Genomic DNA, 16,197 nt, shown 5'->3' with positions numbered 1-16,197 from the left:
CAGGCCCGGATATGGCCGTCCTGCGGGCGGCAAATCCCGGCCCTTTACCGCGGCCAGGCGGCAGCCCGGTTGAACCGTTACCGCTAACGCTGTATATCGTCTTCACAGCCAGAGGAGCCCCAGATGACCCTTCACGCCACGCTTGACCGGGTGACAGACCGCATCCGCGAACGCTCGCACAAGGCGCGCAGCGCCTATCTGGCCAAGATCGCACGCGCAGCCCAGGACGGTCCGGCGCGCGCCCATCTGTCCTGCGGCAATCAGGCCCATGCCTATGCCGCGATGGCGGACAAGGCCGATCTGGCCAATTCGCGCAAGCCCAATATCGGGATCGTGACCGCCTATAACGACATGCTCTCGGCGCACCAGCCCTATGAGCGCTATCCCGACATCATCCGGCGCGCAGGCCGTGCGGCGGGGGCCACCGTGCAGGTCGCGGGCGGCGTTCCGGCAATGTGCGACGGCGTCACGCAGGGCCGCCCGGGGATGGAGCTGTCGCTCTTTTCGCGCGACGTGATCGCGCTGGCGGCGGGGGTGGCGCTGTCGCATGACTGCTTCGACGCCGCGCTTTATCTGGGGGTCTGCGACAAGATCGTGCCGGGGCTGATCATCGCGGCCGGCACGTTCGGCCATATCCCGGCGGTTTTCGTGCCGGCAGGCCCCATGCCCTCGGGCCTGCCCAATGACGAAAAGGCCAAGGTGCGCCAGCAATTCGCCACGGGCGAGGTCGGACGCGAGGCGTTGATGGCCGCCGAGATGGCCAGCTATCACAGCGCGGGCACCTGCACCTTTTACGGCACGGCGAATACGAACCAGATGCTGATGGAGTTCATGGGCCTGCACCTGCCCGGCTCCAGCTTCGTCAATCCGGGCACGCCACTGCGCGAGGCGCTGACCGTCGCCGCCGTGCAGCGCGCCGCGCAACTGACCAATCTGGGCAACGAATACCTGCCCGCAGGCGAAGTGCTGGACGAACGTGCCTTCGTCAACGGAATCGTCGGGTTGATGGCGACAGGTGGATCGACCAACCTTGTCCTGCATCTGCCGGCGATGGCGCGCGCCTCGGGCGTGATCCTGGACATCGAGGATTTCAACGACCTGTCCGAGGCCGTGCCGCTTCTGGCGCGGGTCTATCCCAACGGCCTGGCGGATGTGAACCATTTCCACGCGGCGGGCGGGCTTGGCTTCGTGATCCGCCAGCTTCTGGAAGCCGGGCTGCTGCACGCGGATGTCAAGACCGTCAACGGCACGGGGCTTGACGGTTACATCGTCGAGCCCAAGCTGGACGGGTCCGGCATCCGGTGGGAGGAAGGCGCCCGTGAAAGCCTGAACGACCGGATCGTGCGCCCGATCAGCGCCCCCTTCGCGCGGACCGGCGGGCTGAAGCAGCTTTCCGGCAATCTGGGCCGCGGCGTCATCAAGATCAGCGCCGTCGCCCCCGAACGCCGCATCATCGAGGCTCGCGCCCGCGTCTTCGAGGATCAGGAATCGGTTAAGACGGCCTTCAAGGCCGGGGAATTTACCCAGGATACCGTGGTCGTCGTCCGCTTCCAGGGTCCGCGCGCCAACGGAATGCCCGAGCTTCATTCGCTGACGCCCACGCTGGCCGTGTTGCAGGATCGCGGCCTCAAGGTCGCGCTGGTGACGGACGGGCGGATGTCGGGCGCCTCGGGCAAGGTGCCGGCGGCGATCCATGTTGCCCCCGAGGCGGCGGGCGGCGGCCCCTTGGCGCGGCTGCGTGACGGTGATCTGGTGCGGCTGGACGCGGTTGCGGGAACCCTGGATTGCCTGGAGGCCGATTTCGACGCGCGCGAAGCCGCGATCCACGATGCCAGCCACAGTTCCGAGGGCTTGGGGCGCGAGCTTTTCGCGGCCTTCCGCGCCGTGGCGGGCCCCGCCGATCAGGGCGCGGGCGTGGTCGTCTGACACAACCCGCACCAATTCCCGGAGCGGGACGCGCCCGCCGCACCCCGTTCCGGCCTCAGCCGATCTGCACCAGAGAGGGCCCCGCGCCCAGATCGTGGCGCAGATAGGCAATCGCGGTGGCCATCACGCCCTCGGGCGGCCTGGCCGCGTCGCAACGCGCCAGGATGGGTTGCGTTCAGCATGTCGTCGTCGGTCTTTGGATCAAGGCCCAGCACGTCGCGCGCGTCCTCGCGATGTGTCTCGACCTTCCTCAGGCTCCAGCTCAGCAGCGCGCCCAGCAACGGATCGCCACCATTGCGGATCGCAGGCTGGGCGACAGCGGCGGCCTCGTGCCAGCACCCGGCACGCGCTGCCGCGATCGCGCCAGCGCGGCAATCGTGCTGTCGGCGCGATCCTGCTGGACCAGACGGCGCAACGGGGACGGCGCGACGGCATGGCGATGCGCCTGGTGCAGCACTTCAAGCAACCGATCGAATTGCGGCAGCTGCGGGACGCTCTGCTGCCCGGCCTCCAGAAGCACGTCATAATACCACTGGAATGCCCTGCGCGCGCGTTTCGATGCGCAATGGAACCAGTCGTTCGACGGGTAATCATTCGGCCCCTTGACCAACAGCACCCCATCGCGAAAGGCCGACATCCTGATGATCAGGGGCGCGGTCTCGATCGGCTGGACATGCGGGAAAACCCGCGCTTGCTCGATCAGGTCGATCTGCTGGAACAGGTTCAGGATCGGCGCGGTTGCGGCGGGCCTGCCGGGGATGGCCAGTGCCTCGCCATCGGCCATCCGGCCGAGGCGGTTTCGCAGGGCCAGATGATCCTCCCACAGGGCAGAATCGCCCTGTTCGTCGCGCGGCGCGGTCAGGTCCATTCCCCAAAGCGCCGCACGCCCGACAGCCAGCGCCGCCCCGCCCGGCGTCAGAGGCATCGCCTCGGGGACGGCGCCATCCTCGGCGGCGATAACAGCGATGATGTTGTAAATCCGGTCAATGCGCGAGATGAGAGGCCCCTTGGGCATCCTGGCGTCACGATGCCCAAGGTCCAGCGCCAGCCCGCCGAAACTGCCGATCGTATTTGGCAGCGTCATCGTGACCGCGCCGCCAAGAGCCGGCATGAAGGCCGCCTGCATATCCTCGGCCAGTTACAGCCTGCTGCACCTGAGCGCCGGGAACAGCAATATAAGGCTCTGCCAGAGATGAGCATTGTGATGGCTGCCATCGTCCAGCACGTCGAAGGGGCCGTGTTCCGCGATCAGGTGCGCGATCGCCGCCGGGTCGATCTGGCTCCCCTGAATCATCGTCACGCGCGGCCCCAGGTCAAGCTGCTTGGGCGCAATATCCAGCCCGACGATATGGGCCTGGGGCAGATCGTCGCGCCACATCGCCAGCGACTCGCTGTCCGCATCCGGGCTTTCATAGCCGCTGATACCGCGCTCGAGCATCTCCAGCGGCCTGTCGCGCCGATCTTCCAGCAGCGCATGATGGACGGGCACGTAACCTTACGTTCTGAATTTGTCGATGCCGTGAATGATCACCCGCGCGTGGGCGGACCGACGATGAAAACTCAAAAACACGCCTGCAGGATGCTCTTGCGCGATTCGCTTGACACGGTCTCAGGCCGCGGCAGCGGCCACCTCGCAGACGGCACGGCGCAGATAGCCCGTAAAATCAGAGGCAACCAGCCTCGCGGGGCCGTCGGCGACATAGACGTTCAGCCAGGTCGGCGGCAAAGGCGGCAGGGCGCCGCCATGTTCGACCACCTCCAGTCCTGGGGCCGAGATCCCCCGTGGCAGGATCGTGATGCCCAGATCGGCCGCCGCCAGCACCCGCCAGGTGTCGCTGCCGCCATCGCCCACGACCTGGACCCACTCGATGCCCGCATCCTCCAGCGCGGCCATGCCCACCGGGTAATACGCGCAATGGGGGGAATTCGCGATGGGGACCGGCCTTTCGCGCCAGGCACTGCCGCGTTGCGCGCCGAACCAGGCCAGATCGACCTTGGCCAGATGGGTCGCGCCGGCGGGCGCGTCGAATTCCGTGGTCAGGATCACGTCATGTTCGCCCCGCTTCATCTGCGCGCGCAGATCCTTGCTGCGGGCATCGTTGATGATCAGTTCGACCTGCCCGTTCTCGCGGCGAAAGGCGCGCACGGCCTGCGCCACCCGGTCGAACAGCCAGTCGCTGGTCAGCCCCACGCGCAGCCGCATCTCGGGGCGGGCGCCGGTGAAGCGGGACAGGATCGCATCGTTCAGCGCCACCAGCTTGCGGCTTTCGCCCAAGAGATCCTGCGCGAAATCCGACAGGACGACGCCGCGGCCCGAGCGTTCCAGCATCGGGCGGCCAAAGACCTCCTCCAGCCGCTTCATCTGCATCGACAATGCGCTCTGGGTCATGTTCAGCGCTTCGGCCGCGCGCGTCACGGCACCGTATTCGGCCACCGCCTGCAGCGATCGCAGCGTGGCTATGTCCAGATTTCGCATCCCTGCCTTATCCTTCAGAATCCCTGATGGAACAGATCAAAATCATTCGTTTCACAAATATCACTGGCAGGTCTATTCATCAATAAGAAATATCGAAATGGTGCAAATAATCTATTGTGATGATAGTAATCAGCGGAGTTGAACCATGACCACCCGACCCAATGCCATGCTGCGCGTCGTCACCGGCCAAGGCGTGATCCCCCGCCCGCGCCTGCTGGAACGCCTGCTGACCATGTTCGATGTCCGGCGCACACGGATCGACCTGTCGCGACTGGATGATGCGATGCTGCGCGATATCGGCCTGACTCGCGAAGAGGTCGAGGCCGAGATCGACCGCCCGATCTGGGATGTGCCGGCCAACTGGCGGCGGCGCTAATCGTTCTCTGCCGGGCGGGGCGCGCCGAAGCGCTCGCGCATCCGCGTCTCGATCTGGTCGCGCACCTGACGATAGAGCGCCAGCTTCGCGTCCCGGCTCTCGGCCAGACCCGAAGGATCCATGATCGGCCAGTATTCGACTTCGATATGGGCATGGCGCGTCATTTCCAGCGCCATGCGCTGGCTGGCAGGCGACAGGGCCACGATCAGGTCGAACTGACCCAGATCATCGCCCCAATCCTGCATCTCTTCAAAGCTGCGGCTGCGATGATGGGCCAGCGACACGCCGATTTCGTCGCAGACGGCAATGGCGAAGCCGTCCACCTCCATGTCGCTCTTGACGCCTGCCGACTGCACATAGGCGGCACGGCCGTAGAACTTCTTCATCATCCCCTCGGCCATGGGGGAACGGATGGCATTGTGATCGCAGCAGAACAGGATCGACGAGGGGATCTTGTCCTGGGCCATCGCGTCACGCCTGCGGAATCAGCGCGCAGATCAGCGTGAACAGGCGCCGGGCCGTATAGACATCCAGAACAGCCTTGCCTTCCAGACGTTCCTGAAGCGTGCGCGCCCCCTCATTGTGGATGCCGCGCCGCGCCATGTCGATCGCCTCGATCTGGGCCGGAGGCAGGCGGCGGACGGCGTCGAAATAGCTCTGGCAGATCTGGAAATAATCCTTGACCACCTGCCGGAACGGCCCGAGCGACAGATGGAATTCCGCGACCTTGCCACCGTTTTCCTGCTGAACGTCGAAAACAAGACGACCTTCGCGGATGCACAATTCCAGCACGAAGGGGCCGTCGGGGGCGGATTGACCGTCACGGCCGGGAATGGCGAAGCTGTTTTCCTCGATCAGGTCGAAGATCGCCACGCGGCGTTCCTGCTCCATCTCGGGGGTCGCGGGCGGTGCCGCGCTGTCGTCTATCTCGATCCTGATCAGACGGCTCATCCGGCAGGCCTTTCGTTCAGCGTCCCCAGCCGAGCCTGAACCGAAGCGCCATGCGCCTGCAAGCCCTCGGATGCGGCCAGCCGCACCGCGGCGGGGCCGATGGCTGCCAAAGCACCCGGTGTCAGCCGCGCCAGCGTCGTGCGCTTGAGGAAATCCATCACCGAAAGGCCCGAACTGAACCGGGCAGACCGGGCCGTAGGCAGGACGTGATTCGGCCCGCTGACGTAATCGCCGACCGCCTCGGGCGTATGGGCGCCCAGAAAGATCGCGCCGGCATGGACGCATTTCGCGGCCAGGGCCTCGGGGTCGGCCACGCAGAGTTCCAGATGCTCGGGCGCGATGCGGTTCGACAGGGCGGCGGCCTGGTCGAGGTCGTCCACGACGATCAGCGTGCCGTAATCGCGCCAGCTTGCGCCCGCGATGGCCGCGCGGTCCAAGGTCGGGATGATCCGGTCCACCGCCTCGGCCACGGCGCGGGCCAGGCCCGCATCGGTGGTGATCAGGATTGATTGCGCATCGGCATCATGTTCGGCCTGCGCCAGCAGATCCCAGGCAAGCCATTCAGGGTTCTGATCGCCATCCGCGATCACCAGCACCTCGGACGGACCCGCGATCATGTCGATGCCCACGCGGCCAAAGACCTGCCGCTTGGCCGCCGCGACATAGGCATTGCCCGGCCCGGTGATCTTGTCCACCGGCGCGATGGTGTCGGTGCCATAGGCCATCGCCGCCACCGCCTGCGCGCCGCCGATGCGATAGACCTCGTCCACGCCCGACAACTGGGCCGCCAGCAGGACCAGCGGGTTGACGACCCCATCCGGCGTCGGCACGCAGATGACCAGCCGTTCGACCCCCGCCACCCGCGCCGGGATCGCGTTCATCAGCACACTGGAGGGATAGGCCGCCTGCCCGCCCGGCACATAGAGACCTGCCGCAGACACAGCCGACCAGCGCCAGCCAAGCGTCGCGCCCTCGGGATCGGTCCAGCTGGCATTCTCGGGCATCTGCCGGGCGTGATAGGCACGGATGCGTTCGGCCGCCAGGGCCAGGGCGGCGCGATCCTCGGGCGTGACACGGGCGATATGAGCCTCGATTTCCTGGGGCGTGAAGCGCAGTGTGGCGGGCGTCAGCGACAGCCGGTCGAAACGCGCCGTCAGCTCGCAAAGCGCCAGATCGCCGCGCGCGCGCACATCGGCGATGATCGCAGCCACCGCGTCGCTTACATCGGTCGAGTCCTCGCGCTTGGCCGACAACATCCGGCCAAAGCCCGCCTCGAAATCGGCATCCGCCATGTTCAGCCAGACAGGCATCGTCTTTCTCCTTGCCGAAAACCGGGCATCTCCGACCCGGCACGTCATCCCCGCCTTGCGCAGCACTTTCCATCGGACAGGGTGACGCGGCGACCCTGCCCGCCAGCCTCAATCAGGATGGCTGGGCGCCTGGCGCGACTGCGCCAGATGCGGGCGGGTGACATCGCGCAAGTCCAGGTTGATGCACTCCACCTCGGCCATTATCGTGCCATCGCCCGCGAAATCCAGCACCAGCCGCCCGGTCCCGTCCTCGCCCGGTTGCCAGCGGATCGCCAGAAGCGCCAGAACCGTATCCGCGTCGCGCACCACACCATCGCTGAGAACGCGCATCACATCCCCGATCGCCAGCACCGAGCGGACGCGCTCGAAGGAACGTCCCTCGGCCTCGGCGGCCTCGGCATCCTCCCACCGAAAGCGCGTCAGCAGCATCGACAGGCAGCGGCGACGCGGGTCATGGGCGATGTCGGAACCCACCAGAACCGCATCCTGCACCAGCGCGGACAGGATGCGCAGATCGACCTCATCCTCGGCCTTCAGGGCCAGGGGGCGCGGGTCTGCATCGGCAAAACGGGCGTCGCGGGTCATGGGCTAGTCCTCCTTGACACGTTCGATATGAGCTCCGACGGCGCGGAGCTTGCGCACGACATGTTCGTAGCCGCGATCCAGATGATAGACGCGGCTCACCGTGGTCTGACCCTCGGCGGCCATTCCGGCCAGAATCAGACTGACCGAGGCGCGCAGATCGGTGGCCATGACCGGCGCGCCGCGCAGCGTCTCGACCCCGTGGACGGTGGCATGACCGCCCTGGACCTCGATCCTTGCGCCCATCCGGGCCAGTTCGGGGGCGTGCATGAAGCGGTTCTCGAAGATCGTTTCCTCAAGGATGCTGGTGCCGTCGGCCAGACACATCAGCGCCATGAACTGCGCCTGAAGATCGGTCGGAAAACCGGGGAAGGGCGCGGTCGTGACGTTCACCGCCCGCACCCGGCCATTGGGGCGCGAGACCTTGATGCCGCGCGCCGTTTCCTCGACGACAAGCCCGGCCTCGTCCAGCTTTTCGCAGAATGCCTCCAGCAACTCGATCCGTCCGCCGATACATTCGACCTCACCACCGCACATGGCCGGCGCCAGCATGTAGGTGCCCAGCTCGATCCGGTCGGTGACGACGGGATGGGTCGCACCATGCAGGGCATCGACGCCCTCGATGGTCAGCGTGCCGGTCCCCTCGCCCTCGATCCGGGCGCCCATCGCGCGCAGGCAGCGGGCCAGATCGACGATCTCGGGCTCGCGCGCGACGTTCTTCAGGACGGTCGTGCCGCGCGCCAGGGTCGCGGCCATCAGCGCGTTTTCGGTCGCGCCCACCGAGACCAGCGGGAATTCAAAGACCGCGCCGCGCAGGCCGCCATGCGGCGCGCGGGCATGGACATAGCCGTCGCGCAGGTCCAGCGAGGCGCCCATCGCCTCGAGCGCACGCAGATGCAGGTCCACCGGCCGCGCCCCGATCGCGCAACCGCCGGGCAGCGAGACCTCGGCCACGCCGTCCCGCGCCAGCATCGGCCCCAGAACCAGAATCGAGGCGCGCATCTTGCGCACGATGTCGTAATCGGCGCGGTGGCTGGTCAGCGCATGGCTGGACAGAGCCAGAACCTGGCCTTCCTGCAGCCCCGCCACCTCGGCACCAAGGGATTGCAGCAACGCGGTCATGGTGCGGATGTCCGACAGGCGCGGCGCATTGGTCAGCGTCAGCGGCTGGTCGGTCAGAAGCGTCGCGGGCATCAGCGTCAGACAGGCATTCTTGGCGCCTGCAATGGGGATTTCACCCTTCAAAGGGCCATTGCCCCGCACGATGATCTGATCCATCAGCTTTCGTCCCTGCCTGTTTCCGCTTCGGCCGCCGGTGCTGCGGCCGTGCCCGTGATGTCCGATATGTCATCCGCCGTCGCTCGCGCGCGCGCCTGCGCCTTGCGCCGCAGCAGATTCGCCCGCAGTGCCTCGCGCAGTCTCTCGTCGCGGCTTCTTGCCGGGGTGCCGTTTCCGGATCGCTTGCTCATGCCTCGCCCTTAGCGCCGCTTGGCGTGACAGTCCAGCAAGGCAACGCGACGCCGGAATGAAGGCCCATATTTTATGCCAGAAATCGCACACCCCCCCCTTGCACTGGTCTGATGCAGGGGCTAAACGCCGCTACACAAAAGCTGCCGTAGCTCAGGGGTAGAGCACTCCCTTGGTAAGGGAGAGGTCGAGAGTTCAAATCTCTCCGGCAGCACCATAAATCATCTCAGCGTCAGGCATTTATCGGACAGGCTAGCCCGGCCCGCCTTCCGTCGTTTCGGCCAGGCGCCGACGCCTTTGCCCATATTGACGTGCTGGCCCGGCGCCTAACGCGCGGGCCGTGCTGACGGCGCCGCACATCTTCGCAATCAGCAGGATGTTGTTGCAACATTCCTGCAGCGCGGAATTGACGTGACGCATCCATTCGGTCAGACGGGTGGCCTGATCGAACTGGCGACCAGCAACATCGGGTCGCGCAACAGCCGCGCCAAGGCGCCGATCAACATCACCCTGGGGTCTGCGCTTTGATCCGGTCAGGCTGCGGCCCTCTCGCGCAATGCGATCGAATAAGAAGGCCGCGTCGGCTTGATCACGACTGGCCTCAACGCGACGGTGAAGCGCGCAGGAATCGAGCACGGCACTCTGCACGACCAGCGCAGGACAGCGGATCGGCTCCTGCCGAGGCGGCCGATGGAGGACATCGCGCAGTGTCTCGGCCATACCGATCCGGCGGCCACAGGATCAACCGATGCTCGATTCTCGCGGAAATATCGGTGCGGTGCAGCCGATGCGCCGGAGCTTTCGGAGCCGGAGCCGGTTCGACGAACCGGAAAGAAAGCCCACGAATAAACGTAAAATCCAGAAATTTCTGGTGACCCCGACAGGATTCGAACCTGTAACCTGCCCCTTAGGAGGGGGCTGCTCTATCCAGTTGAGCCACGGGGCCGCCCTTTTCGTCTTAGGGCGCAGCGGCGCGGGCGGCAAGGGTGTTTGGCGCATTCCGGCACTGACGCGCCTCAGCGGCCGGGAGGCTCCCAGGTCAGGCCATGGGCCTCATAAATCGCCTGGACCCGGCCATCGGCGACTGCGGCGGTCAGGATGTCGTCCACCTCGTAGCCGAGCATCCGCGCGGTGTAGAAGGCCGTGGCGATGCCGATGGGCCAGGTGCCGATTCCGAGACCGGGCAAGGGACCGGATTCCACCGCCAGATCGGGATCGCTGCCGACATGATGTTCAAGCTGGGCGCGAAGGCCCATCACCGCGACCACCTCGCCATTGCGCAGCAAGGCGAAAAGCTCGTCCAGAGAGCGGCGGCGCGTGATGTTGGGCAGCACGCCGGGCAGGCCGGTCAGGTAGAAATCGGCCAGACGATGATCCTCGACGCCGACCGGATGGATGCGGAAGCTGCCCGGAAAGGGCGGCTCGTCGGGAAAGGCCGAAACCCGATAGGCGATCGACAGGCGTTCCTGCGCATAGCGGCCTGTCAGCGCGGCCAGTTCGTTGCGGTGATCCAGCTCGCGGTTGTAGGGCACGCGCATCAGCACATTGACGATGCGCCGGCCCATGTAATGACCGCGCCAGATGTAGTTGCGCAAGTCCTTGTCCACATCCTCGTCGGCGGGCAGGTCAACAAGACGCAGCTCGACCCCCAGATCCTGGGCGATGAGCTTGGCCAGATCGACATCCACCCCGATCAGCGTGCCCTTCTCGTCGCGCCAGGAATAGGGGGGAAAATCTTCATAGACCCCGATCTCGATGAAGCCCCGTTCGCGGATTTCGTCGATGTCGATGCCCACCCGGTCACGACCCGAATCGTCCGAGGGGTATTCCCGCGCCCAAAGCCCCGCCCCGGCAAGGGTCAGGACGATGGCGGCGATGAATGCGGCGATCCGGGAGATATGTCGCATCGCGTCTCCTTGCGGCAGGCGCTCAGCGCGCAACCGACAGCCCGACGGTCAGGGTTTCGTCGGCGCCACGCAAGGACGTGTCAGCCTTGGTCGCAAGGATGATCGCGGCGCGGCGGGCGATGCTGTCGGCCTTGGGCGCGCCGGACAGGGTCGGCACGGCTTCGGCGATCTGGGTCAGCTCGGCCTCGAGCGCGGCGAGTTCATCGGCATAATCGTCCATGCTGGCCGTGCCTGCGGCGATCGCTTCCTGCTTGGCGCGCAGACCGTCGCGAATCTCGCGCAGGCGTGGCATGTATTCGGCAATCCCGTCCGGGTCGGGGCGCGTCTCGATATAGGTGCGGATCGCCCACATGGCCTGCTGGTTCATCACGCCATCGAAGGCAGGCATCCTGTCTCCGGCGCCGTTGCGCAACCGTTCCAGATACCATTCGTCGTCCAGTTCCTCGGCGGCAAGAAAGCGCAGATCCGGCGCCAGCCCGCCCGAGATTGCCTCGAGCCCGTGGCAGCGCGCGCAGTTCTGATTATAGGCGCTGTCCCCGATGCGGACCGCGCGGTCCCAGTATTCGCCCGAAGGATCGCGGAACGGATTCTCCAGCGCAAAATCCTCGCCCAGTTCGGGCAACCCCTCGGTATTCACGGGCTGCGGCGCCACATCGCCATGCGACAGCGCCAGACCGGCCGAGAGGCACAGGGCCAACACGGCCAGCGGCAGTTTCTTCAGGCTGTCGGACATGTCACTCCTCCTGGTCCGTCTGTTCCGTCGCAGGCTATCGAGGGCATGGCGGCGGCGCCATTCGACCAAAAGCCATACGACTATTGGACGATGAACACCCCCGCGAGACCCCGATCCTCCAGCCCACGGCAGCCCCAGTCATAGGTGCCGGGACGGATCGGCACGAAAAACAGTTCGGCCTCGCCATCCGAAGTCATCTCCAGCTCGTTCAGGGATGGAACCTTGATCTCCATCCCGCCGGCCTCGATCTTGCGCAGCCAGGCGTTGCGAAAGAACGACGGCGCCTGCCAGTTGCATTCGTGCCAGCCCACCGCGTTGATCTGCAGGCTGTAGGCCTGTCCGGTCTGCAACCGGTATTCGGCCACGCTGACGCCGAACCCGTTGTCGCCCTGCCCGATCTCCAGCGCCTCCAGCGCGATGGGCTGGGTGGCCAGATCGCCGCCGATGGCATGGGCGGTCAGCGGGGCGATGGCGGCCGTCATGGCGGTCAAGGCCGCGAAAGCGGTGCTGCGGGTCATGCGATTTCTCCTCCGGCTTGGTCGAACCCAAGGAAACAAAGGCGCGGGACGGGACGAAATACGACCATGGTAGAAGTTTCCATCGTCCCAACCCCCGCGATAGCCTCGACGCAGCCTTTGGGAGGGGGCAAGCCATCCGCTGCATCCATGCGCTACCCGTCTGCCTTGCCGCATTGGCCGCCGCGGCCGTGGCCGAGCCGATCAACGTGGCGATCGCCTATCTGGAATTGCAGGTCGAACGCCCGCCGGTCCTGACGAACCTTGACCCGATCCCCGATGATCTGGGCCGCATGGGCGCGGTGCTGGGGCTGGCGGACAATGCGACAACCGGCGGCTTCATGGGGCACGACTACAGCCTGACGGAAACCGTGGTGCCGGCGGAGGGCGACTGGTCAGAGGCAGCCCGCGCGGTTCTGGCCGAAAGCCGCATCCTGGTCGTGAACGCTCCTGCCAAGGCGATCCTGACCCTGGCCGATCTGCCCGAGGCGCAAGGCGCGCTGATCTTCAACGCCAGCGCCGAGGACGAGACCCTGCGCGAGGCGGATTGCCGGGCAAACCTGCTGCACACGATGCCCAGCTACGCGATGCGCGCCGATGCGCTGATGCAGTTTCTTGTGTCGCGCCGCTGGACCGATCTGGTGATGATCACCGGCCAGCGCGACCCGGACCGCGCCTTTGCCCAGGCCTTGCGCGACGCGGCCACAAAGTTCGGCGCGCGTATCCGGGCCGAAAAGGAATGGGACATGTCCTCGGACATGCGGCGCAATATCGGGCAGGAATTTCCATTGTTCACGCAGGACTTTCCCAGCCATCACGTGATGCTGGCCGCGGACGAGACGAACGATTTCGCCCCCTATCTGGAATTTCACGCATGGGAGCCCCGCCCCGTCGCCGGATCGGCGGGCGCGCGCCCTGACGCCTGGTCGGACCGGGTCGAGGCCTATGGGGCCGCGCAGCTGCAACTGCGCTTCAAGCGGCTGGCCGACAGGCCGATGGGCGCGGTCGATTACGCGGCATGGGCAGCGGTCCGCAGCGTGGGCGAGGCCGTGACCCGCACCGGCACCGCCGATCCCGCCGATCTGCGGGACTACATCCTGGGGGACGAATTCGAGCTGGCCGCCTTCAAGGGCGCCGCCATCACCTATCGCGGCTGGAACGGCCAGATGCGCCAGCCCATCCCCATCGCCACCCGCACCGCGCTGGTCGCCATGGCGCCGATGCCGGGCTTTCTGCATCAGGTCAGCACGCTCGACACGATGGGGCGCGACCGCCCCGAAACCGAATGCACTGCCTTCGACTGAAAGGACAATGCCCATGCTTGCCCGCACCGTATCCGCGATTGCCCTGACCGCCCTGATGACCGCGCCCGCTGTCGCGCAGGAGGTATGGGTGTCCAACGAACGCGACAACACGATCAGCATCATCGACGTGCCGTCGCTGGAGGTGATCGAGACGATCCAGGTCGGCGCCCGCCCGCGCGGGTTGATGTTCAGCCACGATTACAAGGTCGCCTATCTCTGCGCCTCGGATGACAGCACGATCCAGGTAATCGACACGGCCACGCGCGAGATCCTGCACAACCTGCCCTCGGGCGAGAACCCCGAGACCTTTGCCCTGCATCCCGACAACCGCCACATCTACATCTCGAACGAGGATGACAACATCACCTCGGTCCTCGATGTCGTGGACCGCCGGATCGTGGCACAGATCCCGGTCGGGGTCGAACCCGAGGGCAAGGCCATCAACCATGCCGGCACCATCGCCATCACCACATCGGAAACGACAAACATGGCGCATTGGATCGACACGACCACGCACGAGATCTTTCACAACTCGCTGGTCGGATCGCGCCCGCGCCATGCCGAATTCACCAGCGACGACAAGCGCCTGGTCGTCAGCGCCGAGATTGGCGGCGGCCTGCATGTCTTCGACACCGAGACCTTCGAGGAATTGGCTGAAATCCGCTTCGAAATTCCCGACGTGCACGCCCACGACATCCAGCCCGTGGGCTTTCGCCTGACCGATGACATGACCCGCGCCTATGTCGCGCTTGGTCCCGCGAACCGCGTTGCCGTGGTGGACATGCAGAACTACGAGGTGCTGGAATACCACCTTGTCGGGCGGCGTGTCTGGCACATGGCCATGTCTGATGACGAGACGAAGCTGTTCACGACAAACGGAGTCTCGGGCGATGTGACGGTCATCGACCTTGTGCGCGGCGAGCCGGTCAAGACGATCAAGGTCGGCCGCTTTCCCTGGGGCGCGGCCTATCGACCCGCAGGCAGTTGATGCACGCGCTCGAGGTTCTGGACCTGGCCTTCCGCTATGGACGGAAAGAGGCGTTGAAAGGCGTCTCTTTCAATGTGCGCGCGGGGGAATTCTGCGCGCTTCTGGGGCCGAACGGGGCGGGAAAATCGACGCTCTTCGCGCTGCTGACGCGGCTTTTCGTGGCCCGGCAGGGGCGGATTTCGGTGATGGGGCAGGACTTGCAGACCCATCCCCGCGCGGCGCTGGCGCGGATGGGGGTCGTCTTCCAGCAGATGACCTTGGATCTGGATCTCAGCGTGGCGCGCAATCTGGCCTATTTCGGGGCGCTGCACGGCATGTCCGCCCGGCAATCCGCAATGCGCGCATCCGAGGCTCTGGAACGGCTGGACATGGCCGAACGCGCCCGCGAACGCGCCCGCGACCTGAATGGCGGCCATCGGCGGCGGCTCGAGATCGCGCGCGCCCTGATGCACCGCCCGCGCCTGCTGCTGCTGGACGAACCGACCGTGGGCCTGGACGCCCGGTCTCGCGCCGCGATCACCGCCCATGTCCATGCCCTGGCGCGCGAGGATGGTATCGCGGTCCTCTGGGCGACGCATCTGGTCGATGAAATCGCCCCCGCCGACACCGCGATCATCCTGCATCGCGGCGCAATCCTGCAAGCGGGGCGTGCCGACGCGCTGGCGCCGCCGGGCGGGCTGGCCGCGCATTTCCTGGCCCTGACAGAGGATGCCGCATGAGATCCGCCCTGCGCGTCATGACCGCGATCATGTCGCGCGAAGCCTTGCGCTTCCTGACGCAGCGCGACCGCTTCCTGGCCGCATTGGTGCGCCCGCTGATCTGGCTTCTGGTCTTTGCGGCGGGTTTTCGTGCGGCGCTTGGCTTGTCGATCACGCCGCCCTATCAAACCTATATCACCTACGAAATCTACATCCTGCCGGGCCTTGTCGCGATGATCCAGCTGTTCAACGCGATGCAATCCGCCCTGAGCCTTGTTCATGACCGCGAGATGGGCTCGATGCGGCTTCTGCTGACCGCGCCCATGCCGCGCTGGTGGCTGTTGCTGTGCAAGCTCATGGCAGGGGTGCTGGTCTCGATCCTGCAGGCCTGTTCCTTCCTGGTCATCGCCTGGGCCTTCGGCGTCCGGCTGCCGCCGCTCGGCTATCTGGCGGTGCTGCCGGCTCTGGTCGTCTCGGGGCTGATGCTGGGTGCGGTGGGGCTGTTCCTGGCCTCGACCATCCGGCAGCTTGAAAACTTCGCAGCGGTGATGAACTTTGTGATCTTCCCGGTCTTCTTCCTGTCCACGGCGCTTTACCCGCTATGGCGCATGGCCGAGTCCTCGCGCATTTTGCGCGACATCTGCGCCTGGAACCCCTTTACCCACGCGGTCGAACTGATCCGCTTTGCGCTTTACCTTCGGCTGAACCTGGAAAGCCTTGGCTGGGTTGCGCTGACCTTCATGCTGTTTCTGGGGCTTGCGCTCTGGGGCTTTGATCCCGCGCGCGGGATCATGGCACGAAAGGGCCGCTGAGATCAGCCATTTCCCCGCGCCCGATCCTATCCTGAAGCAAGGGGGAGTGGTCTATCCTGAATTCATTGGTAAATGGGGGATGTCCCGATGAATGTTGAAATCGGGTCGGGGCAGCGTTGCCGGGCTCATGGTTAGGCGGCCGCTGCGGTGTG

At 65.9% G+C, this 16,197-nt stretch carries 19 protein-coding genes and 2 tRNA genes; 7 read left to right on the top strand and 14 right to left on the bottom strand.

The genetic code is table 11. The features are described 5' to 3' along the window. Nucleotides 1-123 precede the first annotated feature (123 nt). The gene (edd, locus tag KY389_RS06580) at nt 124-1,926 is read left to right on the top strand and encodes a phosphogluconate dehydratase (protein ID WP_219830064.1); all 1,803 of its coding nucleotides are present in this window, start codon (nt 124-126) and stop codon (nt 1,924-1,926) included. A 262-nt stretch (nt 1,927-2,188) separates the two neighbouring features. Here edd and KY389_RS06575 read toward each other — a convergent pair whose 3' ends face one another. The 3 genes from KY389_RS06575 to KY389_RS06565 all read right to left on the bottom strand — a co-directional run bounded on the left by KY389_RS06575 (nt 2,189) and on the right by KY389_RS06565 (nt 4,402). Then, nucleotides 2,189-3,037: a hypothetical protein gene (locus KY389_RS06575; protein ID WP_219830063.1), complete on the bottom strand. Its 849-nt coding sequence runs from the start codon at nt 3,035-3,037 to the stop codon at nt 2,189-2,191. 27 nt (nt 3,038-3,064) lie between these two features. Then, nucleotides 3,065-3,415 carry a class I SAM-dependent methyltransferase gene (locus tag KY389_RS06570; protein WP_219830062.1) on the bottom strand — a complete coding sequence of 117 codons (351 nt, stop codon included), beginning with the start codon at nt 3,413-3,415 and terminating at the stop codon, nt 3,065-3,067. Between the two features lie 120 nt (nt 3,416-3,535). Further along, on the bottom strand, nt 3,536-4,402 hold the full coding sequence (locus KY389_RS06565) for a LysR family transcriptional regulator (RefSeq protein WP_219830061.1): 867 nt from the start codon (nt 4,400-4,402) through the stop codon (nt 3,536-3,538). Between the two features lie 145 nt (nt 4,403-4,547). Here KY389_RS06565 and KY389_RS06560 point away from each other — a divergent pair, with 145 nt between their 5' ends. Continuing rightward, the gene (locus KY389_RS06560; protein WP_246587997.1) at nt 4,548-4,778 is read left to right on the top strand and encodes a DUF1127 domain-containing protein; all 231 of its coding nucleotides are present in this window, start codon (nt 4,548-4,550) and stop codon (nt 4,776-4,778) included. On the opposite strand, the gene KY389_RS06555 is transcribed toward KY389_RS06560, so the two are convergent. From KY389_RS06555 to KY389_RS06530, 6 genes are all read right to left on the bottom strand, one after another. Further along, entirely contained in the window at nt 4,775-5,245 is a 471-nt protein-coding gene (locus KY389_RS06555; protein ID WP_219830060.1) for an arsenate-mycothiol transferase ArsC, read from the bottom strand. The two genes, KY389_RS06560 and KY389_RS06555, sit on opposite strands and share 4 nt — an antisense overlap. 4 nt (nt 5,246-5,249) lie before the next feature. After that, a complete protein-coding gene (locus KY389_RS06550) occupies nt 5,250-5,729 on the bottom strand; it encodes a UPF0262 family protein (protein WP_219830059.1) in 480 nt (159 codons plus the stop codon). Then, the gene (gene hisD / locus KY389_RS06545) at nt 5,726-7,039 is read right to left on the bottom strand and encodes a histidinol dehydrogenase (RefSeq protein ID WP_219830058.1); all 1,314 of its coding nucleotides are present in this window, start codon (nt 7,037-7,039) and stop codon (nt 5,726-5,728) included. The genes KY389_RS06550 and hisD overlap by 4 nt, the downstream gene beginning before the upstream one ends. Before the next feature lie 108 nt (nt 7,040-7,147). Next, complete coding sequence (locus KY389_RS06540) at nt 7,148-7,624, bottom strand: DUF2948 family protein (RefSeq protein WP_219830057.1); 477 nt, start codon at nt 7,622-7,624, stop codon at nt 7,148-7,150. Nucleotides 7,625-7,627: 3 nt separating this feature from the next. Beyond that, nucleotides 7,628-8,899 carry a UDP-N-acetylglucosamine 1-carboxyvinyltransferase gene (gene murA, locus KY389_RS06535; protein WP_219830056.1) on the bottom strand — a complete coding sequence of 424 codons (1,272 nt, stop codon included), beginning with the start codon at nt 8,897-8,899 and terminating at the stop codon, nt 7,628-7,630. After that, entirely contained in the window at nt 8,899-9,090 is a 192-nt protein-coding gene (locus KY389_RS06530) for a hypothetical protein (RefSeq protein ID WP_219830055.1), read from the bottom strand. Before KY389_RS06530 ends, murA begins: the two co-directional genes overlap by 1 nt. 140 nt (nt 9,091-9,230) lie before the next feature. Here KY389_RS06530 and KY389_RS06525 point away from each other — a divergent pair. Beyond that, nucleotides 9,231-9,305: transfer RNA gene (locus KY389_RS06525), tRNA-Thr, on the top strand. Nucleotides 9,306-9,340: 35 nt separating this feature from the next. On the opposite strand, the gene KY389_RS06520 is transcribed toward KY389_RS06525, so the two are convergent. The 5 genes from KY389_RS06520 to KY389_RS06500 all read right to left on the bottom strand — a co-directional run bounded on the left by KY389_RS06520 (nt 9,341) and on the right by KY389_RS06500 (nt 12,246). Next, nucleotides 9,341-9,808 (bottom strand): hypothetical protein, encoded by a 468-nt coding sequence (locus KY389_RS06520; protein ID WP_219830054.1) that lies wholly within the window; start codon nt 9,806-9,808, stop codon nt 9,341-9,343. Between the two features lie 149 nt (nt 9,809-9,957). Beyond that, nucleotides 9,958-10,034: transfer RNA gene (locus tag KY389_RS06515), tRNA-Arg, on the bottom strand. 70 nt (nt 10,035-10,104) lie between these two features. Further along, on the bottom strand, nt 10,105-10,995 hold the full coding sequence (locus KY389_RS06510; RefSeq protein WP_219830053.1) for a transporter substrate-binding domain-containing protein: 891 nt from the start codon (nt 10,993-10,995) through the stop codon (nt 10,105-10,107). A 22-nt stretch (nt 10,996-11,017) separates the two neighbouring features. Then, entirely contained in the window at nt 11,018-11,728 is a 711-nt protein-coding gene (gene pedF / locus KY389_RS06505) for a cytochrome c-550 PedF (RefSeq protein ID WP_219830052.1), read from the bottom strand. 80 nt (nt 11,729-11,808) lie between these two features. Further along, complete coding sequence (locus KY389_RS06500; RefSeq protein WP_219830051.1) at nt 11,809-12,246, bottom strand: cupredoxin domain-containing protein; 438 nt, start codon at nt 12,244-12,246, stop codon at nt 11,809-11,811. A gap of 188 nt (nt 12,247-12,434) precedes the next feature. Between KY389_RS06500 and KY389_RS06495 the strand changes: the two genes are divergently transcribed. Genes KY389_RS06495 through KY389_RS06480 form a run of 4 tightly spaced genes read left to right on the top strand, consistent with a single transcriptional unit; the run spans nt 12,435 to nt 16,045 of the window. Next, entirely contained in the window at nt 12,435-13,547 is a 1,113-nt protein-coding gene (locus KY389_RS06495) for an ABC transporter substrate-binding protein (RefSeq protein ID WP_343222916.1), read from the top strand. Nucleotides 13,548-13,560: 13 nt separating this feature from the next. Beyond that, nucleotides 13,561-14,535: a PQQ-dependent catabolism-associated beta-propeller protein gene (locus KY389_RS06490; RefSeq protein ID WP_485020557.1), complete on the top strand. Its 975-nt coding sequence runs from the start codon at nt 13,561-13,563 to the stop codon at nt 14,533-14,535. Beyond that, on the top strand, nt 14,535-15,254 hold the full coding sequence (locus tag KY389_RS06485) for an ABC transporter ATP-binding protein (protein WP_219830049.1): 720 nt from the start codon (nt 14,535-14,537) through the stop codon (nt 15,252-15,254). The genes KY389_RS06490 and KY389_RS06485 overlap by 1 nt, the downstream gene beginning before the upstream one ends. Further along, on the top strand, nt 15,251-16,045 hold the full coding sequence (locus tag KY389_RS06480; protein ID WP_219830048.1) for an ABC transporter permease: 795 nt from the start codon (nt 15,251-15,253) through the stop codon (nt 16,043-16,045). The genes KY389_RS06485 and KY389_RS06480 overlap by 4 nt, the downstream gene beginning before the upstream one ends. Nucleotides 16,046-16,197: the final 152 nt, after the last annotated feature.

The sequence above is a fragment of the Paracoccus bogoriensis genome, assembly GCF_019431455.1.
Classification (GTDB): domain Bacteria; phylum Pseudomonadota; class Alphaproteobacteria; order Rhodobacterales; family Rhodobacteraceae; genus Paracoccus; species Paracoccus bogoriensis.
This window is presented reverse-complemented; position numbering and strand designations above follow the sequence as displayed.

What these genes read in the sequence shown, in the direction of transcription:
- edd (WP_219830064.1), top strand. Translation starts at nt 124, where the DNA reads ATGACCCTTCACGCCACGCTTGACCGGGTGACAGACCGCATCCGCGAA.
- KY389_RS06575 (WP_219830063.1), bottom strand. Translation starts at nt 3,037, where the DNA reads ATGCCGGCTCTTGGCGGCGCGGTCACGATGACGCTGCCAAATACGATC.
- KY389_RS06565 (WP_219830061.1), bottom strand. Translation starts at nt 4,402, where the DNA reads ATGCGAAATCTGGACATAGCCACGCTGCGATCGCTGCAGGCGGTGGCC.
- KY389_RS06560 (WP_246587997.1), top strand. Translation starts at nt 4,548, where the DNA reads ATGACCACCCGACCCAATGCCATGCTGCGCGTCGTCACCGGCCAAGGC.
- KY389_RS06555 (WP_219830060.1), bottom strand. Translation starts at nt 5,245, where the DNA reads ATGGCCCAGGACAAGATCCCCTCGTCGATCCTGTTCTGCTGCGATCAC.
- KY389_RS06550 (WP_219830059.1), bottom strand. Translation starts at nt 5,729, where the DNA reads ATGAGCCGTCTGATCAGGATCGAGATAGACGACAGCGCGGCACCGCCC.
- hisD (WP_219830058.1), bottom strand. Translation starts at nt 7,039, where the DNA reads ATGCCTGTCTGGCTGAACATGGCGGATGCCGATTTCGAGGCGGGCTTT.
- KY389_RS06540 (WP_219830057.1), bottom strand. Translation starts at nt 7,624, where the DNA reads ATGACCCGCGACGCCCGTTTTGCCGATGCAGACCCGCGCCCCCTGGCC.
- murA (WP_219830056.1), bottom strand. Translation starts at nt 8,899, where the DNA reads ATGGATCAGATCATCGTGCGGGGCAATGGCCCTTTGAAGGGTGAAATC.
- KY389_RS06530 (WP_219830055.1), bottom strand. Translation starts at nt 9,090, where the DNA reads ATGAGCAAGCGATCCGGAAACGGCACCCCGGCAAGAAGCCGCGACGAG.
- KY389_RS06520 (WP_219830054.1), bottom strand. Translation starts at nt 9,808, where the DNA reads ATGGCCGAGACACTGCGCGATGTCCTCCATCGGCCGCCTCGGCAGGAG.
- KY389_RS06510 (WP_219830053.1), bottom strand. Translation starts at nt 10,995, where the DNA reads ATGCGACATATCTCCCGGATCGCCGCATTCATCGCCGCCATCGTCCTG.
- pedF (WP_219830052.1), bottom strand. Translation starts at nt 11,728, where the DNA reads ATGTCCGACAGCCTGAAGAAACTGCCGCTGGCCGTGTTGGCCCTGTGC.
- KY389_RS06500 (WP_219830051.1), bottom strand. Translation starts at nt 12,246, where the DNA reads ATGACCCGCAGCACCGCTTTCGCGGCCTTGACCGCCATGACGGCCGCC.
- KY389_RS06490 (WP_485020557.1), top strand. Translation starts at nt 13,561, where the DNA reads ATGCTTGCCCGCACCGTATCCGCGATTGCCCTGACCGCCCTGATGACC.
- KY389_RS06485 (WP_219830049.1), top strand. Translation starts at nt 14,535, where the DNA reads ATGCACGCGCTCGAGGTTCTGGACCTGGCCTTCCGCTATGGACGGAAA.
- KY389_RS06480 (WP_219830048.1), top strand. Translation starts at nt 15,251, where the DNA reads ATGAGATCCGCCCTGCGCGTCATGACCGCGATCATGTCGCGCGAAGCC.